This is a genomic window from Streptomyces sp. NPDC050564 (assembly GCF_044457265.1).
Taxonomy (GTDB): domain Bacteria; phylum Actinomycetota; class Actinomycetes; order Streptomycetales; family Streptomycetaceae; genus Streptomyces.
The window spans coordinates 147,440-170,465 of the sequence record NZ_JBITGS010000013.1 but is presented as its reverse complement, the minus strand read 5'-3'; the positions used below and the strand labels follow the sequence as shown (position 1 = coordinate 170,465).

Below are 23,026 nucleotides of genomic sequence, written 5' to 3'. Positions count from 1 at the left end.
TAGCGCAGGAATGTCCGGATACGGATTCGACATCCGAAGGTGCTCGGCGGCCCCAAGGCTCACAACGGCGCGGCCGAGTCGGTCTCCGTCGAACGCGAACTCACACGTGGCTGAAGCCCGTCCGCGACGTCGAGCGGCCCCGGAATCGACGGTCCGTGGCCGCTCGGCGTCACGCAAAGTCTTCCGGGATCACGCCATCCAGAAGAAGACCGCGGTCATCCGCTTGTCCTCGATGGTGCTGCCGCAGTAATCGGTCGCACTGTGCATCAAGTTGGCGTTGTAGAGCAGCAGCCGGTTGTACCGGTGTGGTACGGCGATGTCCTCGACGAAGGAGTCCGGCGGGACGAAGCGCGTACCCAGTGCCTCGACCAGATTGTTGTGCGGCGCGGCCACCACGTTGCCGCCCAGCCGTCCGCCGGGCAGGTTCTGCCGGTAGAAGCTGGTGCCGCAGTTCTTGGGGACGTTCGGATTCAGGTAGAGCACCGCGGCGTAACGGCAGAGCGCGCGTGAGTCGGTGTGGGGGCGCGGCTCTCCCTCGTCCTTGCCGACCACCTGGATGCAGTTGTGGTTGAGGGTGGCGCCGGACGGCGTCGTCTGCTGCCACAGCTTCCGGGCACCGGTGGCCTTCTTCACCAGCCGCTCTACGCGCGTCAGCTCCTCCGGTTCCAGCCCCGGCATCGTCCGCAGGCCGGGCCAGCTCTCCGACGTGTATGGGTGGCCCTTGACCCAGTCGTCCTTGACGACGCACCGCGCCCGGACGGCATCCACGTCGGGCAGCACATTGTCGAAGACCCAGTAGTCGCGATCGCGGGTGGGTTTCCGATAGGGGAGGACCGGGAGTGCCGGCGTTCTCGGAGGTTGTGGGGGCATGCGGCAGACCATATAGACGACTGTTTCAGCGATCTCCAGAGACTTGGTCAATCTTCCGTCAACTCGGCTTGCCCGCAACGCTCTCGACCTCCGGAGGATCGCGGCGACACGCGGTCGAGCTGCTACTTGGTAGCAAGATCCATTTTCATGTAGCGGGGGCTTCTGCCGGCTCACCCATCCAGGAGACCCCCATGGCCGTTCCCGCCGGGAGCGACCTCGTGGTGGCCTGCTATCACTCCAAGCTCGGAGCAGTGGAGCTCCACCTCAACCATCTGGTCGACGGGTCCGGCGAGTACGTCGTCGTCGACATGACCGCGGGCGCGGACGCCTTCGCCTCCGGGCTGTTCACCCGCTTCGACCTGACCTTCCTGGTCGCCGAGCCCACCCGCAAGGGTGTCTCGGTCCGCCGCCGATACCGCGCCCACGCCGAGGAGTTCGGCATCTCGCTCGCCGTCGTCGGCAACAAGGTCAACGGCGAGGACGCCCTGCTCTTCCTCAAGGAACAGGTACGCGTACGATCTCATCGCCGAACTGCGGGACGGAGCACAAGAGTTCGCCGACAACCACACCCCGCCGCCCACCGAGAAGGAGCGCGGGCAGCTGCTCAGGGCGCTCGCCAGTGATGCGATCCGCGGCAGCCTGGAGCGGCACTTCGGGGTCGCGCCGGCCTTCATGAACCGCCACCGGGTCGCGGCCTTCCGTCCCGAGGCGCAGGGCGGAGACACGCACACCCGTTTCACCTCGCTGCGATCGCAGATCCTCAACCAGTCGCCCGAGTTCCGCGACTGCTGACGCCGCGAGCCACCGGTTCGTCGCGGGGTATGTCAGATCACCGGCTCCGTGAGGGGCTGCTCGGCCCAGATGATCTTTCCCTCGGGGGTGTAGCGGGTGCCCCAGCGCTGGGTGAACTGGGAGATCAGGAACAGCCCGCGGCCGCCCTCGTCGGTCGTCTTCGGATGGCGCAGATGCGGGGCGGTGGCACCGCAGTCGAACACCTCGCAGATCAGGGCCTGTTCGGTGATCAGCCGCAAGCGGATAGGGCCGGCGGCATACCGAATGGCGTTGGTGACGAGTTCGCTCACGACCAGTTCGGTGGTGAAGGCCAGCTCGTCCAGGCCCCAGACGCTCAGCTGCTGGGTCGTGGCCTTCCGGGCCTCGGCGACGACCGCCGGGTCGCTGCGCAGGTCCCAGGTCGCGACCTGCTCGGCCCCCAGCCGCCGGGTGCGCGCCATCAGCAGCGCCACGTCGTCGTAGGGGCGCGTCGGCACGAGATCGTCCACGATGGTGCGGCACAGTCCGTCCAACGGCTGCCCGTGCGCCTCCAGCGCGCGGCGCAGCCGCTCCCGGCCGGCCTCCGGATCCCGCCCGGTCCGGGCCGTGGCGATGAGCCCGTCGGTGTGCAGCGCGAGCACGCTGCCCTCCGCCAGCGCCAACTCGACCGATTCGAAGGGCAGTCCGCCCACGCCGAGCGCGGGACCGTCGGGGAGTTCGGTGAAGGTGACGGTGCCCTCCGGGGTGACGATCGCGGGCGCGGGATGGCCCGCATTCGCCATACAGCACAGCCCGCTCACCGGGTCGTACACCACGTACAGGCACGTCGCGCCCACCGCCTGCATGCCGCTCGTGCGGGTGTCGGCGCCCGAGCCCTCCTCCCGTGCGGCGCGGCTGACCAGGTCGTCCAGGTGGGCGAGCACCTCCTCCGGGGTCAGATCCAGGTCGGCGAGGGTCTGCACGGCGGCCCGCAGCCGTCCCATCGCGGCCGCACCGTCGATGCCGTGCCCCGCGACCTCGCCCACCACCAGGGCCACCCGGGCCCCGGACAGCGGAATGACGTCGAACCAGTCCCCGGCGAGCCCCGTCAGCTCGTCGGCGGGCCGGTAGCAGGCGGCGACCTCCACCGCGTCCTGCTCGGGGAAGAGGTGGGGGAGCAGATTGCGCTGCAGGACGAGGGCCGCGTCACGCTCGCGGGTGTAGCGGCGGGCATTGTCGAGGCACAGGGCCGCCCGGCCGACGAACTCCTCGGCGAGGCCCAGATCGTCCTCGTCGAACGGCTCCTGGCGGCTGCGCCGGAAGAACGTGGTGATGCCCAGTGTGACGCCGCGGGCACGGACGGGCACGATCATCACACTGTGCAGCCCGAGGTCGAGGAAGGTGGCGGCCCGACCGGCGGGCGTGACCGTGGCCCACTCCCGGCTGAGCGGGTCGAGCCGCTCCTCGCGCCAGGACTCGCCGTCGATCAGGCACCGGATGGGCGGAGTCCCGGCCCGGTAGGACGCCACTTCGCCGATCTCGACGGCGGTTTCGGGGACTCCGCCCTGCACCGACTGGTGTCCGGCGCGACGCAGGGGCACCGCGTCCGTGTCCTGCGCCGGACCGGGCGTCGGCTCCGCTCCCTTGAGTACGGTCTCCAGCAGGTCCACGGCGACGACGTCGGCCAGCCCCGGCACCGCGACGTCGGCCAGCTCCTGCGCGGTCTGCAGGACATCCAGGCTGCGGCCGATTTGCTGACCGGCCCGGTCCAGCAGGGCGAGCCGCCGCCGGGCACGGTAGCGCTCACTGACGTCGACGACGGTGTAGTAGACGCCGATCGGGTGGCCGTGGTCGTCCTCCAGCCGGACGAACGACATGGAGTGGGCCGTCTCGCGGTGCGGCGCGGACCGTACGCGGCCCACGTGCTCGTACGAGACCACCGTCTCGCCGCTCTCCAGCACCCGGCGCATCTGCGCCTCGAGCCGCTCGGCGTCCAGGCCGGGCTGCACATCTGCGAGCCGTCGTCCCAGCCGCCCGTGCGGCGGGCCCCCGCCGAACTGCTCGAGAGCGGCGTTCGACCACACGTACCGCAGGTCGGCGTCCACGATCGCGATGCCCACCGGAGAGCGTGCGGTCATCTGCTCCAGCGCGGAGCGGCTCATGTCCCAGCCGGGACCGCCGGCCAGATCAGCGAGCAGCACTACCCAGTGCGCCGGGCCGCCGATGCGCTGCACCGGAACGACTCGAACCATCGACAGGACGGGATGCCCGTCCCGGTGGCGCACGGACAGCAGGCCGGTCCAGCCGCTGTCTTCGTGGCACCGCTCGATCAGGGCGGGGATCCTCGCCGCGTCCTCGGGGACCAGCAGCTCGGCCGCCGGCCGTCCCAGCACCTCGGCGGCCGGATATCCCAGCAGCCGCTCGGCGTCCGCGGTCCAGCTGGTCACCGCCATCCGGGCATCGAGCAGCAGTGGCGCGGCGTCCGCCATGTCGAAGCGCTGACGGGCCAGCACGTCTCGTTCCTCGCTCGCACCCACTGCGACCCTCTCCGCTCCCCGAAGGTGGTCTTACCCCCCTCGTGCCCATTCTTCACGTTGTACGACCGGAGTGCGGGTTGTCCATGCTTGTCTGATCGAATTGATCAAAGATGATCGATACGATTGTGGGCGTACAGTAAGCACACGGGATCACGCTCCGCGTTCGCCCGTAGATTTGTCCGGCCGGCCTTGCCCCAGGGGGAGCCCATGCGACTGCACGTCGACCAGCGTCATGAGCGGGTACTCGAACTCGTCCGGGAGCGCGGCAGCCTCCGGGTCGCCGATCTCGCGGCCGAACTGGGTGTGTCCGCGGTGACCTTGCGGCGTGACGTGGAGGCGCTCGCCGCACAGGGCCGGGTGCAGCGACTGCACGGCGCGGTGGTGTGGCCGGGCGACGCGGCCGCCGAGGCGCAGCCCCGCCAGGAGTCCGCGGAAGGCGCCGTGATCGGAATGATCGTGCCCACCACCAACAACATCTTCGGGGACATCGTCCGCGGATCCCGCGAGGCCGTCGCGGCCCAGGGTGGCCGGCTGATCCTCGGAATGACCGGATACGTCGACTCCGAGGACGCCGTGCAGGCAGAACACCTGATCGCGGGCGGTGCGGAAGGCCTGCTCGTCGCGCCCAGCTGGTTCGGCGGTGTGCCCATGGGGGGCCAGGAGAAGTGGCTCCTGGACTGTGCGGTGCCGACCGTCCTGGTCGAGCGTTCCGCGCCGGCCGGGAACCCCGCGGCCGGCCTCGACCGGGTGCGCACCGACCGGGCGCACGGGGCCGCCGTGGCCGTCGGCCACTTCGCCTCTCTGGGGCACCGCCGGATCACCGCGGTGCTCCAGGAGGGCCCGCACGCCGCACAGATCTCCGCGGGCTACCTGGCGGCGGTGCAGTCCCTGGGCCTGGATGTCGATTCCGGTGCGCCGTCGGTCCGCGAGCACGGGGACTACGAGGCCAGCATCGACTACCTCGTCGAAGCCGTGGAGAAGCGCGCAGTGACGGCGGCGCTCGTGCACAGCGACGAGGACGCGATCGTGCTGGTGCCCAAGCTCCAGGCGCGCGGCGTCAGAGTGCCCGAGGACCTCGCGCTGATCGCGTACGACGACGAGGTGGCCGGCCTCTCGGACGTCCCCCTGACGGCCATCGCCCCGCCCAAGCGCTCGGTGGGGGAGCTGGCCGCGAAACTGCTGCTCCAGCGGCTCGCGGAACGTGCGAGCGGACAGCGCCCGGCACCCCGTCAGCATCTCGAACTTCTCCCCGAGTTGAGGATCCGTTCGTCCTGCGGTGGCGAAGTGCTCGAGTCATGAGCGTTGCGCGATCGTTTTGATTGTCTTGGTCGAACGCTCTTGACTCTGATCGTGTGCGCGCAAAAGATGTCCTGCATCCGCCTCTTCCCGTACGAGGTCTCGTAGGAGCCGTGCCATGTCGCGCACTTCACGTTCGTTCCGCACAGCCGCCGTCGCCACCCTCGCCGCCCTGGGCATGCTCGCCACCGCATGCGGCGGCGACGGTGGCTCGACCGACAGCAAGTCGGACGGCAAGCCGGTCACCATCAACTACTGGACCTGGACCCTCGGGGCCAAGTCGACGGTCGAGGCGTTCAACAGGACGCACAAGGACATCAAGGTCAAGTTCACCGAGATCCCCAGCTCCACCGAGGGCTACAGCAAGCTCTCCAACGCGGTGAAGGCGGGCAATGCCCCCGACGTGGCGACCATCGAGTACCAGATGGTCCCGGAGTTCGCGAGCCAGGGAAACCTGATCGATCTGACCAAGTACGCAGGTGAAACGGTCAAGTCGAAGTTCCCCGCGTCCGTTCAGAGCCTGGTCACCTTCGGCGGGAAGACCTGGACCGTCCCCTACGACGTCGCGCCGCAGCTGTACTACTACCGCACCGACCTGTTCAAGAAGTACGGCATCGAAGTCCCCAAGACCTGGGACGAGTTCAAGGCCGCTGCCGCGAAGGTCAAGAAGAAGGACAAGAACGTCCGGCTGGCCTCCATGCCGAAGTCCGACCCGGCGCTACTGGCCGCGCTGTCCTGGCAGGCCGGCGGCAAGTGGTTCGCCACCGAGGGCGACGCCTGGAAGCCCGGCGTGAACGACGCGCCCAGCAAGAAGGTCGCGGCCTACTGGGACGGCCTGATCAAGGACGACCTGGTGCAGTCCTTCACGGCGTACAGCCCCGAGGAGACCAAGGCCCGCACCTCCGGCAAGACCCTCTCCTTCCTCGGCGCCTCCTGGTCCGCCGGCGGCATGAAGACCGCCATGCCCGACCTCTCGGGCAAGTGGGCCGCCGCACCCATGCCGAACTGGGGCACCGCGGCCGGCGGCAACTACGGCGGCACCTCCTACGGTGTCCTCAAGGGCAGCAAGCACGCCGAGGCCGCGACCGAGTTCATCAAGTGGCTCACCACGAACAAGGCGGGCGTCGAGGCCCGCCTCGCCGACCTGGAGTCGCCCAGCAGCGCCCTGCCGGCCAACTCGGAGATGCGCGAGGTCGCCGCGGCCAAGTTCGACACCTCGTATCTGAACGGCCAGGACCTCTACCAACTCGCCTCCGCACAGGTCGACACGATCGTCCCGGGCTGGACGTGGGGTCCGAACCAGATGGACGTCTACACCGCGGTCCAGGACGCGACGGCCAAGTCCGGCTTCGCGGCCGGCGTCGACGCCGGCCAGCAGAAGGCCGAGACGGGGATCACTGAGCGCGGGCTGAAGCTCGCCAAGTGATCTGATCGGTCCGGCCGTTCGCGGCCCGGGTCCGAGCGCGACTCGGACTCGGGCCGCGAACGGCTCCGTCACCCCGGAGCCGTTCCCCTGACCCCGGCGCTCCCGTCACCTCGGGGTTGTTCCCGCCACCCCGCACTCCCGTCACCCCGGGGTTGTTTCCGCCGTCCCGGCACTTCCGTCACCGATCGCCTCCCCCAAGCGTCCAGCCCGCCAAGGAGCCACCGTGGCAGCACCTCTCGCCCCCGCCGTGAAGGCCCGGGCCCACCCCCCGACGAAGCCCCCGGGCACTTCGCAGCTCCGGCGCGGTCAACGCCGGGCCGCCGCCTTCCTCATCACCCCGTTCTTCGTCCTGTTCGCCGCGGTCATGGCGGCGCCCATCGGCTACGCCGTGTGGATGAGCCTCTTCCAGGAGCACTCCTCGGGGCTCGGCTTCGGCGGCACCGAGCGGGTGTTCTCCGGACTCGGCAACTACACCAAGGCCCTGTCCGACGCGGGCTTCCAGGACTCCTTCGTCCACATCGCCCTCTACTGCGCGCTGTACATCCCGGTGATGATCGGAGGCTCACTCCTTCTCGCGCTGCTGGTCGACTCCGCGATGGCCCGGGCCAAGCGGTTCTTCCAGCTCGCGCTTTTCCTGCCGCACGCGATCCCGGGACTGATCGCCTCGATCATCTGGATCTACCTGTACACCCCGGGCCTGAGCCCCGTGCTCGACTGGATCGGCGCGTTGGGCGGCTCATGGAACTTCTACAGCAACGATCATGTGCTCTCGTCCATGGTCAATCTCTGTGCCTGGCAGTGGATCGGCTACAACATGGTGATCTTCTACGCCGCCCTGCAGGCCGTTCCGCGTGAAATGATCGAAGCGGCCGTCGTGGACGGCGCGGGCGCCATCCGCACCGCCCTGCAGATCAAGGTGCCGCTGATCGCCTCCGCGGTCGTCATGACCGTTCTGTTCACCTGCGTCGGCGCCATCCAGATCTTCACCGAGCCCAAGCTGCTCAACCAGCGCGGAGCGCCCTCCATCGACACCGAGTGGTCGCCGACCCTGTTCATCTGGAAGGCCGGCTTCGTCCAGCACGACTACGGCCTCGCCGGCGCCGCGTCCCTGCTGCTCGCCCTGCTCGGCGTCCTCCTCTCCTACATCGTCACCCGGCTCGGCAACCGGTGGAAGGCGGCGTCATGAGCACCCTCACCCACACCACAAGCCCGGCCAAGGCACCGGCCGAGCGCAAGGCCACCCGGACCAGGGGCCGCCGGACCTCGCCCAACGCCCTGCTCTCCAAGGGCGTCGTCAACGGGTTGCTGATCGTCGCCGCCTTCTACACCCTGATGCCGGTCAGCTGGCTGCTCTTCGCCGCCACCAAGAACGACCGCGACCTGTTCTCCACCTCAGGCTTCGCCCTCGGCGACTTCAACCTCTTCGCCAACCTGCAGCACGTCTTCACCTTCAACGACGGCATCTATTTGCGCTGGTTCGGCAACAGCATCCTGTACTCGGTCGTCGGCTCGGCCGCCTCGACCCTCCTGTGCATCGCCACCGGCTACGCCTTCGACAAGTACGACTTCAAGGGCAAGGAGAAGCTGTTCGGCGCGGTGCTCGGCGGCGTCCTGGTCCCCACCACGGTGATCCAGCTGCCGATGTATCTGCTCGCCACCAAGGTCGGGATCGTCAACACCTACTGGGCCCTGCTGCTGCCCGCCCTGGTCAACCCGTTCGGCGTCTACCTCGCCCGCGTCTTCTCCGAGGGGTACGTGCCGGGCGAGGTCCTGGAGGCCGCCCGTGTCGACGGCGCCGGCGAGCTGCGCACCTTCGCCGGGATCGCGCTGCCCATGCTCGCACCCGGCTTCATGACCATCTTCCTGTTCTCGTTCACCGCCAGCTGGAACAACTTCTTCGGCGCCCTCGTGATGCTGAACGACGAGAAGCTCTACCCGGTCAACCTCGGCCTGTTCATGTGGAACAGCGTCACGCAGCAGCAGCCCGAGTACTACTCGCTCGTCATCACCGGCTCGCTCGTCGCCGTCGTCCCGCTGATCGTCGCCTTCGTCTGCCTCCAGCGTTTCTGGCGCTCGGGCCTGACCGTCGGCGCGGTGAAGTGACCATGCTCGCATCGGAAGGCACTCTCCTGAACAGCTCGGACCCAGCGGCCGCGGCGCGGCGCCCGCGGACCGCTCTCGCCATGGGACCGGAGATCCACCGCTCGCTGCTGGCCGAAGGCGCCCTCGACCGGCTCCGGTCCGTCGCCTGTGTGGACACCTCGGCGCACATCATCGACTTCGCCGCGGCCGACGACGTCGAACTGGCCGCCGTGGAGATCCTGTTCACGCACTGGGGTGCGCCGCTGCTGACCGAGGACGCGCTGCGTCGTATGCCGCGGCTGAGGGCCGTCGTCCATGCGGCCGGTTCCATCAAGCACCACATCACCGATTCCGTGTGGAAGTGCGGCATCACCGTCTCCTCCGCGGCCGCCGCCAACGCCCTGCCCGTCGCCGAGTTCACGCTCGCGGCGATCCTGTTCGCGAACAAGCGGGTCCTTGACATCGCGCGCACCTACGCGCAGACGCGCGAACAACCGACACTGCTGCCGTACTTCACCGGCTACGGCAACTACCACCGCACCGTGGGCATCGTCGGCGCCTCCCGCATCGGACGCCGTGTCGTCGAGCTGCTCCGCCCGCTCGACCTCCACGTCCTCCTGCACGACCCCTACCTGGACCGGGGCGACGCCCGAACCCTGGGCGTGGAACTCGTAGACCTCGACGAACTCGTCCGGCGCAGCCATGTGGTGTCCATCCACGCGCCGCAGCTCCCCGAGACGCGCCACATGTTCGACGCGCGCCGGCTCGCGCTCCTGCAAGACGGCGCGACGCTCATCAACACGGCGCGCGGTTCGCTCGTCGACACCGACGCTCTGACCGAGCGTCTCGTTTCCGGGCGCATTCACGCTGTACTCGATGTGACCGAACCAGATGTACCGCCCGCCGCATCCCCGCTCTACACGCTCCCCAACGTCCTGCTCACCCCGCACATCGCCGGCTCCCTCGGCAACGAACTCGGCCGCATGACGCACTGGGCCGTGGACGAGGTGGAGCGCTATGCACAAGGACTCCCGTTCACGTACGCAGTCGGTCCCGACGAGCTGACCCGCTCGGCCTGAACAGGAGCCTCGCATGGCTGACTTGGACACCGACTACGTCGAGGACCGCTCACCCGGCCACGGCCGCCGCGCACCCCGCGCCTGCTTCGACTCCGACGCCCCGCGCCTCGAACTCGACGGCTTCTGGCGCTTCCGGGCCGCCGCCGGACTCGCCGATCTCACTCCAGGTTTCGAGGCGCCCACCTTCGACGACACCCACTGGGACCGGCTGCCCGTCCCGTCCTGCTGGCAGTTGCACGGCGTCGGCGCGCCCGCGTACACCAACGTCACCTACCCGTTCCCCATCGACCCGCCGCGTGTACCCGACGACAACCCGACCGGGGAGTACCGCCGGGAGTTCAGCCTCCCCGACGACTGGCCCGTGGGCCCGAGCGTGCTCCGCTTCGACGGCGTCGACTCCTGCTTCGCGGTGTGGCTCAACGGCGTACGCCTCGGTGACGGCAAGGGCAGCCGGGTCCCTACGGAGTTCGACGCCGCCGACGCGCTGCGTCCCGGCCGCAACATCCTCGCCGTACGCGTCCACCAATGGTCCGCGGGCAGCTACCTGGCGGACCAGGACATGTGGTGGCTGTCCGGCATCTTCCGCTCGGTTCGCCTGCTGTCCAGGCCGGCCGACAGCCTCGACGACTTCTTCGTGCACGCCGACTACGACCACACCACGAAGACGGGCACCCTGCGCGTCGAGACGAGCGGCGCGGCCCGGCTCACCGTGCCCGCGCTCGGTCTCACCGACGCCGAACCGGCCGGACCGCACACATTCGACAGCGTCGTCCCCTGGAGCGCCGAACAACCTCATCTGTATCTGGGCGAGTTGACGACGGACGGCGAACGTGTGCACGTACGCATCGGCTTCCGCACGGTCGCGGTCGAGGACGGACTGCTGAAGGTCAACGGCCACCCCCTGCTGCTGCGCGGCGTCAACCGTCACGAATGGGACCCGGAGACCGGACGCACCCTCACGGACGACACGATGCTGCGTGACGTCCTGCTGATGAAGCGGCACAACATCAACGCCGTACGCACCAGCCACTACCCGCCCAGCAGCGAATTCCTCGCCCTGTGCGACGAGTACGGGCTGTGGGTGGTCGACGAGTGCGACCTGGAGACGCACGGCTTCGAGCAGGTCGACTGGCGCGGCAACCCCAGCGCGGACGACCGCTGGCGCGAGGCCTGCCTGGACCGGATGCGCCGCGTCGTCGAGCGCGACAAGAACCATCCCAGCGTCATCATGTGGTCCCTCGGCAACGAGAGCGGCACCGGCGAGAACCTCGCCGCGATGGCCGCCTGGACCCGCGACCGCGACCCCTCCCGCCCGATCCACTACGAGGGCGACCCGGACAGCGGATACGTGGACGTCTACAGCCGCATGTACGCCGACCACGCCGAGACCGAGCTGATCGGCCGCGGTGCGGAACCCGTCACGGACGACCCGGCACTGGACGCGCACCGTCGTCAACTCCCCGTCATCCTCTGCGAGTACGCCCACGCCATGGGCAACGGCCCCGGCGGACTGGCCGAGTACCAGCGGATGTTCGAGGCGTATCCACGGCTCCAGGGCGGCTTCGTGTGGGAGTGGATCGACCACGGCATCGCGCGACGCGCCCCCGACGGACGGCAGTTCTTCGCGTACGGCGGCGACTTCGGCGAGACCGTCCACGACGGCAACTTCGTCGCCGACGGCCTCCTCTTCCCCGACCGCACGCCCTCACCGGGCCTGGCCGAGTACAAGAAAGTCATCGAGCCCGTGCGGATCGACATCGACACGGGCAGCAGGAGCATCAGGATCCGCAACGGGCACGATGTCCGTGACACCTCCCATCTCCACTTCCGGTGGCGGGCCGAGGGTGACGGTGAACCCCGCACCGAGGGCGCCCTCGACGTGCCCGTACTGGTGGCAGGCGCGCACACCGTGGTGCCCTGGCCCGAGCTTCGGCACGCCGGGGAGGGCGAGTGCGTCCTGACCGTCGTCGCGGAACTCGCCCACGACGAGGCCTGGGCCAGGGCCGGTCACGAGATCGCGTGGGGCCAGGCCGTGACCGGCGAGCCGCCGCAGCCGTACGACAGCGGACATCGCGCAAGCACGCGGCGCACCGCCGACCGGCTGGAACTCGGCGCGGGCCACTTCGACCCCGCCACCGGCACCCTGCGCCGCCTGCGGGAGCTCCAACTCGACGGACCCGAGGTGGACTTGTGGCGGGCGCCCACCGACAACGACATCCTCGGCCCGCGTCTCGCCGACCGCTGGCGGACCTTCGGACTGCACCGGCTCACCACCAAGGTCCTCGCCGTCGACCCGTGCGAGGAGGGCCTGACGGTCGTCGCCCGGGTCGCGCCCGCCGGCAGCGAGGCGTCGATGACCGCCACGTACCGCTGGCGCGCCGACGCGGACGCGCTCCACCTGGACCTCACCGTCGACCCGGTCGGAGACTGGCCGTTGCCCGTCCCCCGGATCGGGTTGCGGCTCGCACTGCCCCGCTGGATCGACACCGTCGACTGGTACGGCAGGGGCCCGGGCGAGGCCTACCGCGACACGACCGCCGCAGCGCGCCTGGGCCGGTTTCGCCGCAGCGTCGACGCGATGCAGACCCCGTACGTCCGCCCCCAGGAGAACGGCAATCGCCGCGAAGTGCGCTGGGCACGGCTGACCGGCGACGCCGGCGGTCTGGAGGTGACCGGCGGTTTCGACCTCACGGTGCGCCGCTGGACCAGCGAACAGCTCGACGTGGCCCGGCACACCACCGACCTCACCCCCGGGGACAAGGTGTACGTCCATCTCGACGCCGCCCACCACGGCATCGGCACCGCCTCCTGCGGCCCGGGCCCCCTGCCGGAACACACCCTGCACGCCCGGCCGACCACACTCCACCTGGTCCTGCGGGCCCTGTGACCGCCGCACGGAGCCGTCGGTCCGTGACCGCCTCACCGAAGGGATCACCTATGCCCGACACCGTCCACCGCGTCCTGGTCGTCGGCATCGACGGCGTACGCCTCGACACGCTGCGCCGTGTGCACACCCCGCACCTGGATGTCCTCACGGCCGACGGCTTCCTCGCGCCGATCGAGGTCGACGACCGCACACCCACCATGTCGGGCCCCTGCTGGGCGACGATCGTCACGGGAGTGGGCGTCGAGAAACACGGCGTGTGGAGCAACGACTTCACCGGCCACCGCCTCGACGTCTTCCCCGACTTCGCCACCCGCCTCGCCCGGCAGAACGGCCGCCGCACCTTCGTCGCGGCGGGCTGGCAGCCGCTCATGCAGGTCCGCGACGGCGGCCCCCTCTTCCGCGCCCCGTCCAGGACCGCGTACGTCGCCCCGGCTGAGGACACCCCCGAGGCCTGGGAGAGCTGCGACGAACAGATCACCGAGGAGGCGGTGCGCGTCCTCGCCGCCGACGACATGGACGCGTCCTTCGTCTACCTGGGGGCTCCGGACGAGACCGCGCACTTCCGGGGCTGTGGCGAAGCCTACGAGGCCGCGGTGGAGCGCGCCGACGCGCGCGTCGGCCGCCTGCTGGACGCCGTACGCTCCCGGCCCGCTCGCGACAGCGAGCGGTGGACGGTCCTGGTCGTCACCGACCACGGCCATGTCGACACCGGCGGCCACGGCGGCCGTTCCCCGCAGGAACGCACCGCCTGGCTGGTCGCCGCCGGTCCCGGCCTGTGCTCGGCACCTCAGCCGATACGCCATGTCGACATCGCCGCCCAGGTCTTCGTCTCGCTGGGGTGTGAAACCGACTCGCACTGGACACTCGATGGCCGTCCGTTCGCGGGCATCGGGACCGCAGGTCTCCGGGTGTCGGAGGGGATACCCGGAGACCCGCACGCTCAGCCGCCGGTCGCCATCGTCGGCTGACCGGCGGTGAGAGCGGCCGACGGACAGGGCACTCGCGTATGCCTGTCGGGCCGTAACAACCGCTCGCGGTGGGCGAGTTGGCGGCGAGTCGTGGAGGTCTCCGGCAATGGGTCTGCGCTCCGCATCGGTGCCTGCCCGATCTGCGCGATGAACGGCACGCACCACTGGGTGATCCAGTGGTCGTGCGCCGCTCAGAGGACCGGCTCGCCGATGCCCAGCAGGTTCCCCTCGCTGTCACGGAACCAGGCACCGCGTTCACCCCGTGCGCCCTTGCTCGGGTAGTTCCCCTCGATCTCGGCGATCCCGTCCTTCGTGCGGAACCCAGGTGCGTCGACCTCTTCGAACACCACGCCGCGCCGCTTGAGTTCCGCCACCACCGTCTCGATGTCGTCGACCCTCCACGCCATCTGTGTGAAGGTGCCGGGCGAGGCACCCGTCGACTGGAACACCACGAACTCCACTCCTCCGCATCAATACAGCAGCCCACCGGGCCGTTCATCGACGGGGTCGAGACCGAGCTGCTCGGAGTAGAAGCGCCGCGCCCGGTCCAGATCCTGGGCCGGAAGCCTGGTCGCCACGCCGGCCCGGGCCAGAGGATTCCTGTCGTCTGCGTTCATATCTCCACTGTGCCGCGGACGGCCGTCGAGCGCGGCCCGGCAAGGAGGCGGATGGCGGTGGCGACGGAAGAGCGGGGTGGGGCGTCCCCGCCCTACTTGCCGGAAGATCGTTCCCTGTTGCCGCCTGCGGCTGTTTTCGCGTGGCGGGCGGACCTCAACTCTTGACGGCCTCTGCGATCTGTAGGGCGGCCTGGGCGGGCGTGAGGTGCGTGGTGTCGACGACCTCGGCCTCGCCGTGCAGCCACGTGCGGGCCGCCTCGGAATAGGGCTCGAGGTATTTGAGGCGGAACGAGGAAGGGCCAAGGACAGTGTCCCCCTCGATGCGCCCGCGGAGGGTGTCTTGGTCAGCGTGGAGGACGAAGTGCCTTACGGGGATGGCATGTTGGGCGAGGCCCGTGCTGATCTCGCGCCAGTACCGCTCGACCAGGACAGTCATGGGGATCACCAGAGTGCCGCCGGTGTAGTCGAGTACGCGGCGGGCGGTTTCGACGACGAGCTGCCGCCACGGCGGCCAGTGCTGGAAGTTGTCCGTCCTGGGCAGCCCCGGCGTGATGTCCATGAGTGTCTCGCCGACCTTCTCGGCGTCGAACACCCGTGAATCCGGGATCAGTTGCTGCACGAGTGCACTGGTCGTCGTCTTGCCTGCGCCGTGGGTGCCATTGATCCATACGATCATGGGACGCGATGCTAGCGCCGTGCGGGCTGCGGGAACGGGCACGGCAGACATCCGGTGCGGCTTCGGCGTTTCCCAGGGTGTTGCCCACCATCAAGATCAGGTGTCACCTCTCGCGAATCCCAAGGACAAATCGCCCAGGGTGCTTTTGTGGCCAAGTCGCACCGTGAGTGGCCGATTGTCGCTGTGAGTCACAGTCGTATCCTCTCATTGGCGCCAGAAATCGAACACGTGATTGAATTACTGTCATGGCGCGCCACCACTTCCCTGACAGCCTGGCGGGACTCCGGGCCCTCAGAGGCCAGGCGTTCCCGCATGCGCACCCCCGCGTGCAAGTCCGAGTCGCATGAGTGAGGCTGGAAGCATGCCCGAACTGCATCCTGTGGTCGTGTCCCCGCCTTCACCGGCGGGTGGCCGCCGGGTTCGCGTCAATGGCGAGAGCCTTGGGCTGGCCCACAGCCTGGAGGACCTGTCCGAATTCCTGAGGCGTGCGGGCCTGGACGTCGACCCGGTGACCGTGGCGGTGTCCCCGCTGATCGACTGGCGCGGCGTCGGGCCGGAGCAGTGGGGCACGCAGACACGAGAGTAGATGTCCTCGAGGGCGGCAGCTCCGGCCCGTCGACCCTGGGTTCAGCCGAGCTTGACGGTGATCTTCTGGGTGACGCCTGCGGTGGTGCTGAGGTCGCCGAAGGTGAGCTTCAGGGAGGAACCGGTCGTCGCCGAGGTGACGGTGACCGGCTTGGAGGTCACCGAGGAGACCGCCTTGTTCCAGGTGAGCGTCAGGCTCGTCTGCATGCGCATCGGGTCGCTGACGCAGATGACCGCGGTGCCGTCGGTCCTCTCGGTGATCATCACGCAGCACGGGTTGCTCGCCGTGAGAGCGCCGACCGTGCCGCCGAACCAGAAGTTGACCCCGGTGAAGCCGAGCGAAGGCACGCTGACGCCCTGCTGGTTGTCCGTGTTGGCGAGGATCGTCAGCCAACTCGTCGCGGCGGCACGAGTCTGCGTCTGGGCGGCGGTCGCACCCGGCATGAGCAGATAGGCGTACGTGGCGTTCGTCGGGTCGGTGCCGTGATCGACGTACATCGTCAGGTATTTACGGTTCAGGACGGTCGTGGCGCCCCCCTTGTTGATGTCGCTCCACTTGCCGTCACGCGCCGCGCGCAGCGCCTTCACGGTGGCGCCGCCCGGGAAGACGTAGCCGCCGTGGCCGCCGATGTGCGCCCACTGCGTGCCAGTGAGCGTTTCGGACCAGGGGTACGTGGTGGGCTTCGCCGTGCCGTCCACGGTGAAGGTGGTGGTGCCGGTGGGCCCGAGGTTGCGGTTCTCGACCGTCGACTCCACGGCCGTACCGTCCGTGCATGTGATCCCCGCGCCGAGACACACGATCGAGCCGTCCAGGCAGAACCACGATTTCTTCGCCAGCAGCGTGCTCTGCAGGCCCTTGAGGTACTGGCCGATCGTGGCCCGCTGCCCGTCGGTGGTACCCCCGACCCAGTTGACGTCCGGCAGGGAGGCGCCCCAGTCGCCGCCCGCCGCGTCCGCGAGCACCTTGCGGGAGGCGGTGATCCCGGGCAGCCGGTACGGGTCGACGGTGGGCCAGAAGGCGTCGCTGTACTGGCCGTTGCAGAACGTGTCGCCCCACCAGTAGAGCATTCCGGAACCGGTGTGCCAGCCGTGCAGGTTCTCGCCGTTGCCCGTCTCGTAGTACGTGATGCGCCGGTCGGCCATGCTGATCGACGCGGCCCAGCCGGGGCGGCGATGGGTGGCCCGGGACATATTGGTGAACAGCCGGTGCCCGGTCGGCTCGGCGACCGCGGAGACCGTGGTGTCGTCCTGAACTCCCTTGAGCCGGGCCAGACTCGTGAGACCGAGTGAGGGGTTGTTCATCGGCGGGCTGTAGTAGTCGCGCTGCATCCAGCCCTTCACCAGGCCGCGCCAGCGGGCGTTCTCAGCGCTGCTCGCGCCCTGTCCGAGCAGCACGATCGATGCGAGGATCGGATGGCCGCGCAGATGGTCGTCCTGCTGGATCTGCTTGGCGTCGGACGCGGACAGGCCCCGGCTGATCGCCCGCCCGGACACGCCGTCCATGACGAGACCGTTGTAGAGGAACGGCGCCCAGGCGTTCTCCACCGCGTCGAACACGATCTGCCGGTTGCCATCGGTGACCGCCCACGCGGACCCGGCGAGCAGCGCGAAGAGCATCCCGAGCCCGCCCAGCATCACGGAACCGTACGAACCGGTGTAGGGGACGGTGGTGTGCTGGATGAACGAGCCGTCGGTGTAGAGCCCGTCTCCGCTGCTCACGTAAGGGAAGACGGGAGAGAGCGCGTCGCGGGCGAGGGTGATCTTCGCGGAGCTCGCACCGACGACCCCGCGCAGCGCCAACACCCGGCACAGATCGACCCTGTTGGCACCGGTGCTCGTCCCGCTGTAGCTGGAGACCGCCGAATCCGGCACGAAGTGGTCGACCGCGGCGAGATAGTCGGCGATCTGCGTGGCCGACAGCTGGTCGTACATGAGGACACAGACGTCCAGCAGGGCCTGGGGTGCGCCGATCTGCCAGCTGTACCAGTTGCCGTAGCGGGCCTGGTTCTCGTTGTAGACCTCGGAGTAGAGGTGATCGAGGCCGGTCAGGATGTCGTCGCGGAGACCGGTGTCGCCGGTCAGCCCGGTGCCTTGCTGGGAGTAGGCCTGGGCGAGCGTGTTGAGCCTTGTGTAGCTGGTGTTCAGGTTGCCCGAGTAGCCGTACGACTCCTGGTCGGTGTCGGGTTCCGGGTCGGCGTACACCAGGTCCGGCCACAGTGAGCCGGACCTCGGCGCCATCGTGGATCGCAACTGGCTTGCGGTGGTGCCCAGTTCGGTGAGCCGGGTCTTGAAGGGCTCGGCGGTGGGACTGAATCCGTCGCCGAGTATCAGGGTGCGCCACTTCGCGCGCAGGGTCGCGAACTCGTCCGCGGCCTCGGAGGTGTCGGTGCTCTCGATGATGTCGGTGGACGTGAGGGGAGTGGCATCGGCGGTGGTGTGCACCCCGAGCGCGAGCGCGGTGCCACTGCTTGCGGCCAGGAAGCCACGGCGTGACCAACGAGTCGTCATGACGGCGGTTTCTAGCACGCTGACGTTCAAACGCTCAATGACTCTTACCGAATTGAGCATATCGATCGTTTGCTGAGGTGTGGTGTTTCGCTGAACCGCCGGCCTCACACCCTCGTATCACTCCAGGGGATGGCGGGAGACCGCGCGCACGGAAGGAGATCAGTGTGTCGATACCGCCCGAGCCCGGGCAGCCGGAGAGGCGTCCGGCGCTCGAACCCACCCATGTCCAGCGCCGCCGCCGCTCAGAGGCGCTGGCGGAGCTGCTGAGGCAGGTGCGCGAGGGGGACGGGGGAGCCGACTCGGAGGAGGGGTACGAGTCGGTCGCGGTCCCGTCGACCGCGACAAGACTGCTGCCGCCATCGGAGGAATACGGGGCCGAGGAGTACGAGACTCAGGAACTGCCGCCGGTCCTGGCGGGGGAGCGCCACGTCGCGGGCACGGCAGGACGGTCCCCCGCACCCGGCAGGCGGTACGGGGGCGGGCACGGATTCGGGAAGGGATTCGGGCGCGGCGCAGGCCTGCGGCGCGCCGCGATCGCCGTCGCCGTGACCGCGGCGGCACTGGTCGGCTTCGCCCTCGCGCTTCTGCTGCCGAGCGGCGACCAGGACGACGCACCCCGGACCGGGGCGCAGCCCTCGACGACGCCCGCCGCCCAGGGCCCGCCTCGGTCCGCCGACCCGGACGGTGCGGGCACCCTCCGGGAGGGAGACACGGGTCCCGAAGTGACCGAGCTCCAGGAGCGGCTCCTCCGTGTCCCGGACGTGTACGACAACGGCACCACCAGCGGCACCTACGACGCCACGCTCACCGCCGCAGTGGCCCGCTTCCAGCTCTGGTACGGCATCCAGGGGGACGAGACCGGTGTCTACGGCAACGACACCCGCGCCGCTCTCGAATCCCGTACGACGTCGTGAACGGCCGCGACGTGAAACGGCCGTGCCTGAAGCCGCGTGATGCAGCGTGCAACCGCATCGCTGGAAGCGATCTGAGCCGCTCCGAAGTCGACTTCGGACGCGGGCAACACCCGGATGCTCCGCCCGCGGAAACCGGCGTCGACCGTCTCGTCGGCGGCGGGCATGGCCACACGGCAATGGTGCCTGTCCGGGCAGCGAGGCGATCCGGTGGACCACGGCCCGATGCCGCGGGCGGCATGGTCAGTTGGTGTGCGGTGCGCGGATGAACTCCCGGATCAGCCGGGCGAGCTCCTTCGGCTGGTCCAGGGGAATGAGGGTGTAGCTGTCCGCGACCTCGGCCAGCCCGCCGTACGGAAGGAGTTCGGCGAGGCGACGGCCGTGCTCGGGCGGCATCACACGGTCTTCGCCGGCCCAGACGACGAGGGCAGGCCGCTCGAAGCCGGGCAGCCGTTCGGCCGTGACCAGCAGCAGACCGGGGTCGGCCCCCACGGCTCGCAGAACGCGCACGGCGTCGCGGCGGATCTCGGGCTGCCGCAGCACGGGCCCGATCCAGCGCGCGGTCGCCGCGTCCCCTCGGCGGGTCAGCCATCCGAAGGCGAGCGGGAGCCGTCGAAGCATCCGCAACCGCATCTGCTGCATGAACAGCCCGAACAGCCGGGGCGGGAGCTTGCCGGAGAGCACGAGCGTCCTGCCCGTCAGGCCGGGCGGGAAGTTGTCGAACGCTTCGCACGAGACGAGGACGGCCCCGCCCACCCGATCCCCGCCGTCGCACATCAGCAGTTGCACGAGCGCCCCACCGGTGTCGTTGCCGACGAGGACGACATCCCGCAGATCGAGGCGGTCGAGGAGCTCGGCGACCAGCCGGGCCACCCCGGGCAGCGAAAGATCCGCGTCGGCACGCATCGCCCGGCGATGCGCACCGAGAGGGAGCGTCGGCACCACGCATCGGTGGTCGATGGACAGGTCGGCGACCGTCGCGTCCCACAGCGAGGCATCCATCATCAGACCGTGCAGCAGCACCAGCACGCGACCGACGCCGCCGGTGTCCGCGTACTCGATCGTGCCGGCGGACAGCTCGATCCCGGACTGGACCTTCGCCTTCATACGGGCCTCCTGTGCGTGTCGGAATCCCCAACCAAGAGGACCGCGGAGGGCCGGGGTGTGACATCACCGCAGAACTCACCTCAGAGCGGGGCCGAAGTCCTCCGGCAGTGGTGTGAGCCGGAACAGCCGGGCGGGGACGGCCTCGGCGAAGAGCCGGCAGCCGCTCGGGTTGAGGTGCGGATGGTCGCCGTCGTCGGTCGCGGCCAGGAGCCGCGAAGGCCGCCGCGGATCGCGGGCCCGCTCTGTCGCAGTCGACCACGGCATCGAACCGCCGTTGCTGCGGATCCACTGGTTGACCTTCTGCGGGGACGCCTCGCGATAGCCGGCCGCGTCGTCGTGGAGAGCGTCGCCTCCGAGCGGCGTCAGCGTTGCCCCGTACACCCGTGAGGCATGCCCAGGGGTGCCTAAGGGTCATCGACGTGCGCTTGCTCAGTCCGCGTGGGCCGGGATGCGGAGCGTGACCCGGTAGCCGCCTTCGACAGTCGGCCCTGACTCGAAGGTGCCGTGGAGGAGTTCGGCACGCTCCCGGAGACCGACCAGTCCCTGGTACGAGCCGGGCAGCGGCAGGGAGGGCCGTGTCGGGGAGGTGTTGGTGACGGTCACGCCGAAGTAGCCGCCGTCGCTGGCGAGCAGGATGGTCGCGGTGGCGCCGGGCGCGTGTTTGCGTACGTTGGTGAGGGCTTCCTGCACGGTGCGGTAGATGGCGCGCTGGGCGGGGGTGGGGATGTCGGAGGGGAGTTCGCCGGTCAGTTCTGCTTCGATGCCGCTCGTCGAGACGAGTTTGTGGAGATCGGCGAGTGTGGGCTGCGGGGTGAGCTCGGTGGCGCGGCCGCCGGAGGCGCGCAACAGCGTGACCATGTGGCGCAGTTCGTCGAGGGTGTCGACGCTCAGCGACCGGATGGTGCGGGCGCCCTCCTGGAAGTCGGAGTCCTTGGCCGCCACTTGCAGGGCCCCGGCCTGCACGGCGATCAGGCTGACCTGGTGCGAGACGACGTCGTGCATCTCACGGGCGAGTTGGGCGCGTTCACGGGCCAGCACCGCCTGGGAGTGCAGCAGCCTTTCCTGCTCCCGCGCCTCCTCGATCTCGACGAGCCGGCGGGACAGATCTCCGCGCGCCTGCACGAGTTGGCCCAGCAGAACGGGGGCGGCGGCGGTGCCCAGCGTGTAGACGAAGTAGATCAGGGTCCAGGTGCGGTCGTGCGAGGAAAGGTCGGCCGGCGGCCATGGCGTGGAGGCGGCGAGGGCGAACAGGACGGCGCAGCCGACGAGGAGGCGACGATCACGCGACCGTTCGGCCAGGGTGAACAGCGCGGCGATCGGGGCGACCACGATGTCCACCATCACGCTGGCGGGGAGCGTGAGCAGGAAGACGACGAGCGGGAAGCGCCGACGGAAGGCGAGCGCCGCGCAGGCCACCGCTGCCGGTGCCACCGCGAGGCGGGTCGCGTCCAACAGATTGACCCAGGCGTCCACGGCCGCGAGAAGGACGAGCCCGCCGTCGACGGCCCAAGGCGGCGTGCGCGCCCAGAAACCCTTGCCGGTCGCGCGCGCCACGAGCGACGAGTCCCGGGCCGAGGACTCCTGGCCCGTTGCCCGCGCCCGGCCCCCCGCGCCCGTTCGGCGCGGCGACAGCCCCTTGCCCGTGGTCATCGTCCGGACTCCGCTCGGTTCCGCTCGTCGAGGAGACCGGCCCGCTGGGCGAGCAGCGCCGCCTGAACCCGGCTGCTCACCCGCAGCTTGGTGAGGATCGCGCTGACATGGTCCTTGACGGTGCCCGCGCTGAGGTGGATGCGGGTCCCGATGTCGGCGTTGGACAGTCCGTCCGCGATCAGCACCAGCACCTCGCGTTCGCGCTCGGTGAGCCGTCCGACGCGGGTGGCCCCCTCATCGTCGTCGGCGGCGGCCCCGGGGTGGCTCTGCCAGACGGCACGGGACGCCTTCGGCGACATCACGACACCACCCGCGGCCAGCGTGCGGACGAGCTGGGCGAGTTGGTCGGGCGCGGTGTCCTTGAGCAGGAACCCGGCGGCGCCGGAGCGCAGCGCGGTGAGGATGTACTCGTCCGCGTCGAACGTCGTCAGCATCGCCACCACCGGGGCGTCCGGCACCGACCGAAGCTTCCGCAGCACGGTCAGCCCGTCGACGTCCGGCATCCGGATGTCCAGCAGCACGACGTCCGGCCGCTCCCGCAGCACCGCGTCGACCGCCTCCCCGCCCGTCGCGGTCGCGACGACCTCGATGTCGTCGGCCGCGCTCAGAATGAGCTCGAATCCGGAACGCACCAGGGCCTCGTCGTCCACCACCACTACCCGGATCACGCGCGTTCCGCCGTCTCGTCGTTCGTCGTGCGTACGTCTGGGGCCGCACATTGATGTCGTAGCCCAGACCCTAGAACGAGCCCCGCCGCATCGAGCGCGCCGGCCGGACACACCAGCCACCTGGGGGGACGGTTCCAGTCCTCCGGGGGAGGGGGAGCCTGCCGGCGAGCCGGATGGTCGGCGCCCTCACGCGGTACGGCGAAACGGCACGCGAGCGATCGGTGTGCCGTTCTCCTGGCCCACGTTCACGAACGCCATGCCGTTACCTCAGCTCTCGATCGGCCGCTGTGACGCATGTCCACCTGATGGCATGGGCACGCTGCATCGCCTGCCGGAACCGGCGTTTCCCTCCATGAATGCACCAAATGGGGGAGCCCGCCACGGGGAGTTGCACTCCCCGTGGGGCGGC

18 protein-coding genes and 2 pseudogenes are annotated in these 23,026 nt (G+C 69.6%); 11 read left to right on the top strand and 9 right to left on the bottom strand.

From position 1 onward, the window contains the following. Positions 1-189: 189 nt before the first annotated feature. Entirely contained in the window at positions 190-870 is a 681-nt protein-coding gene (locus ACIBK0_RS22025) for a DUF6445 family protein (protein WP_399082347.1), read from the bottom strand. Between the two features lie 209 nt (positions 871-1,079). Between ACIBK0_RS22025 and ACIBK0_RS22020 the strand changes: the two are divergent. Then, positions 1,080-1,379, top strand: a pseudogene (locus ACIBK0_RS22020) (ATP-binding protein); the annotation flags it as partial. Further along, on the top strand, positions 1,264-1,662 hold the full coding sequence (locus tag ACIBK0_RS22015) for an SCO5389 family protein (RefSeq protein WP_399082344.1): 399 nt from the start codon (positions 1,264-1,266) through the stop codon (positions 1,660-1,662). The pseudogene ACIBK0_RS22020 and the gene ACIBK0_RS22015, both read left to right, overlap by 116 nt. A gap of 32 nt (positions 1,663-1,694) precedes the next feature. Here ACIBK0_RS22015 and ACIBK0_RS22010 read toward each other — a convergent pair whose 3' ends face one another. After that, positions 1,695-4,157 (bottom strand): SpoIIE family protein phosphatase, encoded by a 2,463-nt coding sequence (locus ACIBK0_RS22010; RefSeq protein WP_399082341.1) that lies wholly within the window; start codon positions 4,155-4,157, stop codon positions 1,695-1,697. Positions 4,158-4,364: 207 nt separating this feature from the next. Here ACIBK0_RS22010 and ACIBK0_RS22005 point away from each other — a divergent pair, with 207 nt between their 5' ends. From ACIBK0_RS22005 to ACIBK0_RS21975, 7 genes are all read left to right on the top strand, one after another. Next, positions 4,365-5,456, top strand: a complete 1,092-nt coding sequence (locus ACIBK0_RS22005; protein ID WP_399082338.1) for a substrate-binding domain-containing protein — start codon at positions 4,365-4,367, stop codon at positions 5,454-5,456. A 115-nt stretch (positions 5,457-5,571) separates the two neighbouring features. After that, positions 5,572-6,879 (top strand): ABC transporter substrate-binding protein, encoded by a 1,308-nt coding sequence (locus ACIBK0_RS22000; protein WP_399082335.1) that lies wholly within the window; start codon positions 5,572-5,574, stop codon positions 6,877-6,879. Positions 6,880-7,102: 223 nt separating this feature from the next. Beyond that, a complete protein-coding gene (locus ACIBK0_RS21995) occupies positions 7,103-8,065 on the top strand; it encodes a carbohydrate ABC transporter permease (RefSeq protein WP_399082332.1) in 963 nt (320 codons plus the stop codon). After that, positions 8,062-8,982 (top strand): carbohydrate ABC transporter permease, encoded by a 921-nt coding sequence (locus tag ACIBK0_RS21990; protein ID WP_399082329.1) that lies wholly within the window; start codon positions 8,062-8,064, stop codon positions 8,980-8,982. Before ACIBK0_RS21995 ends, ACIBK0_RS21990 begins: the two co-directional genes overlap by 4 nt. Positions 8,983-8,984: 2 nt before the next feature. Then, entirely contained in the window at positions 8,985-10,040 is a 1,056-nt protein-coding gene (locus tag ACIBK0_RS21985) for a hydroxyacid dehydrogenase (protein ID WP_399082326.1), read from the top strand. 13 nt (positions 10,041-10,053) lie between these two features. Then, on the top strand, positions 10,054-12,927 hold the full coding sequence (locus tag ACIBK0_RS21980) for a glycoside hydrolase family 2 TIM barrel-domain containing protein (protein WP_399082323.1): 2,874 nt from the start codon (positions 10,054-10,056) through the stop codon (positions 12,925-12,927). A gap of 50 nt (positions 12,928-12,977) precedes the next feature. Continuing rightward, positions 12,978-13,895, top strand: a complete 918-nt coding sequence (locus ACIBK0_RS21975) for an alkaline phosphatase family protein (RefSeq protein ID WP_399082320.1) — start codon at positions 12,978-12,980, stop codon at positions 13,893-13,895. Between the two features lie 191 nt (positions 13,896-14,086). On the opposite strand, the pseudogene ACIBK0_RS21970 reads toward ACIBK0_RS21975, so the two are convergent. Beyond that, a pseudogene (locus tag ACIBK0_RS21970) lies at positions 14,087-14,512 on the bottom strand (VOC family protein). A gap of 154 nt (positions 14,513-14,666) precedes the next feature. After that, complete coding sequence (locus ACIBK0_RS21965; protein ID WP_399082317.1) at positions 14,667-15,188, bottom strand: AAA family ATPase; 522 nt, start codon at positions 15,186-15,188, stop codon at positions 14,667-14,669. 361 nt (positions 15,189-15,549) lie between these two features. On the opposite strand from ACIBK0_RS21965, the gene ACIBK0_RS21960 reads away from it, so the two are divergent. Then, positions 15,550-15,774 carry a hypothetical protein gene (locus ACIBK0_RS21960; RefSeq protein WP_399082314.1) on the top strand — a complete coding sequence of 75 codons (225 nt, stop codon included), beginning with the start codon at positions 15,550-15,552 and terminating at the stop codon, positions 15,772-15,774. Positions 15,775-15,815: 41 nt separating this feature from the next. Here the strand turns inward: ACIBK0_RS21960 and ACIBK0_RS21955 are convergent, their stop codons facing one another. Beyond that, the gene (locus ACIBK0_RS21955) at positions 15,816-18,281 is read right to left on the bottom strand and encodes a polysaccharide lyase 8 family protein (RefSeq protein ID WP_399082311.1); all 2,466 of its coding nucleotides are present in this window, start codon (positions 18,279-18,281) and stop codon (positions 15,816-15,818) included. A 164-nt stretch (positions 18,282-18,445) separates the two neighbouring features. Between ACIBK0_RS21955 and ACIBK0_RS21950 the strand changes: the two genes are divergently transcribed. Further along, positions 18,446-19,195, top strand: a complete 750-nt coding sequence (locus ACIBK0_RS21950; protein ID WP_399082308.1) for a peptidoglycan-binding protein — start codon at positions 18,446-18,448, stop codon at positions 19,193-19,195. Between the two features lie 240 nt (positions 19,196-19,435). On the opposite strand, the gene ACIBK0_RS21945 is transcribed toward ACIBK0_RS21950, so the two are convergent. From ACIBK0_RS21945 to ACIBK0_RS21930, 4 genes are all read right to left on the bottom strand, one after another. Continuing rightward, positions 19,436-20,299 (bottom strand): alpha/beta fold hydrolase, encoded by an 864-nt coding sequence (locus tag ACIBK0_RS21945; RefSeq protein WP_399082305.1) that lies wholly within the window; start codon positions 20,297-20,299, stop codon positions 19,436-19,438. A gap of 75 nt (positions 20,300-20,374) precedes the next feature. Then, positions 20,375-20,680 carry a hypothetical protein gene (locus ACIBK0_RS21940; RefSeq protein ID WP_399082302.1) on the bottom strand — a complete coding sequence of 102 codons (306 nt, stop codon included), beginning with the start codon at positions 20,678-20,680 and terminating at the stop codon, positions 20,375-20,377. Between the two features lie 48 nt (positions 20,681-20,728). After that, positions 20,729-21,949 carry a sensor histidine kinase gene (locus tag ACIBK0_RS21935; protein WP_399082298.1) on the bottom strand — a complete coding sequence of 407 codons (1,221 nt, stop codon included), beginning with the start codon at positions 21,947-21,949 and terminating at the stop codon, positions 20,729-20,731. After that, on the bottom strand, positions 21,946-22,617 hold the full coding sequence (locus tag ACIBK0_RS21930) for a response regulator (RefSeq protein ID WP_399082295.1): 672 nt from the start codon (positions 22,615-22,617) through the stop codon (positions 21,946-21,948). The genes ACIBK0_RS21935 and ACIBK0_RS21930 overlap by 4 nt, the downstream gene beginning before the upstream one ends. Between the last annotated feature and the right edge of the window lie 409 nt (positions 22,618-23,026).

Coding starts and splice junctions, on each gene's coding strand:
- ACIBK0_RS22025 (WP_399082347.1), bottom strand. CDS start 870: ATGCCCCCACAACCTCCGAGAACGCCGGCACTCCCGGTCCTCCCCTAT.
- ACIBK0_RS22005 (WP_399082338.1), top strand. CDS start 4,365: ATGCGACTGCACGTCGACCAGCGTCATGAGCGGGTACTCGAACTCGTC.
- ACIBK0_RS22000 (WP_399082335.1), top strand. CDS start 5,572: ATGTCGCGCACTTCACGTTCGTTCCGCACAGCCGCCGTCGCCACCCTC.
- ACIBK0_RS21990 (WP_399082329.1), top strand. CDS start 8,062: ATGAGCACCCTCACCCACACCACAAGCCCGGCCAAGGCACCGGCCGAG.
- ACIBK0_RS21985 (WP_399082326.1), top strand. CDS start 8,985: ATGCTCGCATCGGAAGGCACTCTCCTGAACAGCTCGGACCCAGCGGCC.
- ACIBK0_RS21980 (WP_399082323.1), top strand. CDS start 10,054: ATGGCTGACTTGGACACCGACTACGTCGAGGACCGCTCACCCGGCCAC.
- ACIBK0_RS21975 (WP_399082320.1), top strand. CDS start 12,978: ATGCCCGACACCGTCCACCGCGTCCTGGTCGTCGGCATCGACGGCGTA.
- ACIBK0_RS21965 (WP_399082317.1), bottom strand. CDS start 15,188: ATGATCGTATGGATCAATGGCACCCACGGCGCAGGCAAGACGACGACC.
- ACIBK0_RS21960 (WP_399082314.1), top strand. CDS start 15,550: ATGCCCGAACTGCATCCTGTGGTCGTGTCCCCGCCTTCACCGGCGGGT.
- ACIBK0_RS21955 (WP_399082311.1), bottom strand. CDS start 18,281: ATGACGACTCGTTGGTCACGCCGTGGCTTCCTGGCCGCAAGCAGTGGC.
- ACIBK0_RS21945 (WP_399082305.1), bottom strand. CDS start 20,299: ATGAAGGCGAAGGTCCAGTCCGGGATCGAGCTGTCCGCCGGCACGATC.
- ACIBK0_RS21935 (WP_399082298.1), bottom strand. CDS start 21,949: ATGACCACGGGCAAGGGGCTGTCGCCGCGCCGAACGGGCGCGGGGGGC.